General features: G+C 67.8%; 2 protein-coding genes and 1 pseudogene. 1 reads left to right on the plus strand and 2 read right to left on the minus strand.

Annotation, left to right across the window (positions count from 1 at the left end):
* Positions 1-1,235, plus strand: a 1,235-nt coding sequence (gene ppk1, locus DD1DGNOD_RS21590; RefSeq protein WP_131770926.1) for a polyphosphate kinase 1, incomplete at its 5' end; no start/stop codon positions are given.
* Positions 1,236-1,424: 189 nt separating this feature from the next.
* Here ppk1 and DD1DGNOD_RS21595 read toward each other — a convergent pair.
* On the minus strand, positions 1,425-1,712 hold the full coding sequence (locus tag DD1DGNOD_RS21595) for an HU family DNA-binding protein (protein ID WP_131768337.1): 288 nt from the start codon (positions 1,710-1,712) through the stop codon (positions 1,425-1,427).
* Positions 1,713-1,917: 205 nt separating this feature from the next.
* Positions 1,918-2,314, minus strand: a pseudogene (locus DD1DGNOD_RS21600) (3-isopropylmalate dehydratase small subunit); the annotation flags it as partial.

Raw genomic sequence — 2,314 nt, forward strand, 5'->3', positions numbered from 1 at the left:
AGCTGGAGGTCACCCATCGTGAGGTTGTCCGGGTCCGCGGGCTGCTCGACCTGTCGGTGCTGTGGGCGCTGTACGAACTCGACCGCCCGGAGCTCAAAGACCGTCCGCATGTGCGAGGGACCCACCCGCGACTGGTGTCCTCCGACGATCATGTCGACTTCTTCGCGGCGCTGCGTGAGGGCGACGTGCTCGTCCACCACCCCTACGACTCGTTCACCACCTCGGTGCAGCGCTTCATCGAACAGGCCGCCGCCGACCCACACGTGCTGGCCATCAAACAGACGCTGTACCGGACCTCGGGTGACTCCCCCATCGTGGACGCGCTGATCGCCGCCGCCGAGGCCGGCAAGCAGGTCGTCGTCCTGGTGGAGATCAAGGCCAGGTTCGACGAGACCGCGAACATCCGGTGGGCCCGCGAGCTGGAACGGGCGGGCTGCCACGTCGTGTACGGGCTGATCGGGCTGAAGACCCACTGCAAGACATGCCTGGTGGTCCGCCAGGAACGCGGTGGGCTTCGACGCTACTGCCACATCGGGACCGGCAACTACAACCCGAAGACGGCCCGTCTGTACGAGGACCTCGGTCTGCTCACCGCCGACCCGGACATCGGCGCCGACCTCACCGACCTGTTCAACGTCCTGACCGGTTACAGCCGCCAGACCGAGTACCGCTCACTGCTGGTCGCCCCCCAGCTCATGCGGGACGGGATCATCGAACGCATCGAGCGGGAGACCGAGGCGGCGCGCCTGGGCGGCCTGTCCGGGATCCGCATCAAGGTCAACAGCCTCGTCGACGAAGAGGTCATCGACGCGCTGTACCGGGCCTCCCGCGAAGGCGTACCCGTCCAGTGCCTCGTCCGCGGGATCTGCGCACTGCGACCGGGCGTCCCGGGCCTGTCGGAGACGGTGCACGTCCGCTCGATCCTGGGCCGTTTTCTGGAGCACAGCAGGGTGCTGGAGTTCACCGCGCTGCAGGAGTGCTGGATCGGCAGCGCGGACATGATGCACCGCAACCTCGACCGGCGGATCGAGGCGCTGGTACGGGTCGCGCAGCCGTCCCAGCAGGGGCCCCTGAAGACCATGCTCGACCACGCCTTCTCCGACGGCGTGGCAGCCTGGATCCTGCGGCCGGACGGGACCTGGTACCGGCGGTCGACCGGCCCGGACCAGGAGCCGCTGTCGGACTACCAGGCCGACCTGATGGGCCTGCCCCCGCGGCAGCCGGCGCACGCCTGACCCCGCCCGGACGGGCGCACAGGACAGACCCGACTGGCACGGCGTCGCCCGGACGGGTGACGCCGTGCTGACCACAAGCAGCCGACCTGCGCGGTCGGCAACCGCCAGCAGATGACCAGCCCTGCTGGATCTCTCAAAGCCTCCGGGCATGCGACCATAAATGGTCGCATGCCCTTCGGCCTACTGGTCCTACTGGTCCTCGCTGGCGGAGACGCTGGCCTTGAACTCCGAGCCGGGCCGGAACTTCGGTACGACCGAGGCGGCGACGTGCACCGGCTCGCCTGTTGCGGGGTTGCGACCGGTACGGGCCGCCCGCTCGACGCGCTCGAAGACGCCGAACCCCGTAATGGTCACCTTCTCACCGGCGGATACGGCCTCCTGAATCGCGTCGAAGACGGCATCGACGGCCTTGGTCGCGTTCGATCGCCCGCCCTCGATCTGCTGAGCGATGCGATCAACCAACTGGGACTTGTTCACAACAACCTCCGGACGCCCCCCGCAGGCGCGGGGTAGGGAGCAGATCGGGCATCACACTGCGCTGCACCGTAGGCATGTCCACCGGTTAGGGCAATTCCCATGCGCGTGTCGCGCGACACAAACATGCACGTCAACGGCTCTTCTAGATCATCGGAGCCATCGGGAGGATACCGGCTATCCTCCGATAGCCTGTGTTTCGTAACATTCAGTATTCTTCGCTGGTTCCGATCGCGGCCGGTACGGTGGTGGGCAGCCAACCGGGCCGGGTGGCCTCGAAGGCGGTGATGGCGTCATGCCGGCGCAATGTCAGGCCCACGTCGTCCAGCCCCTCCATGAGCCGCCAGCGGGTGAAGTCGTCGAGCTCGAAGGCCGCGACGAGCCTGGGCGCGCGCACCTCGCGGGCGTCCAGGTCAACGGTGATCTCGATGGTGGGATCGGCCTCGACCTGGCTGGCCAGCGCCTCGACCGTCGCGGCGGGTAGCGTGACGGGCAACAGCCCGTTGCCGAGGGCGTTGCCGCGGAAGATGTCGGCGAACCTGGCGGAGATCACAGCCTTGAATCCGTAGTCCTGCAGAGCCCACACGGCGTGCTCGCGAGACGAC

Origin of the sequence: Candidatus Protofrankia californiensis (assembly GCF_900634765.1) — a bacterium.
GTDB classification, from domain to species: domain Bacteria; phylum Actinomycetota; class Actinomycetes; order Frankiales; family Frankiaceae; genus Protofrankia; species Protofrankia californiensis.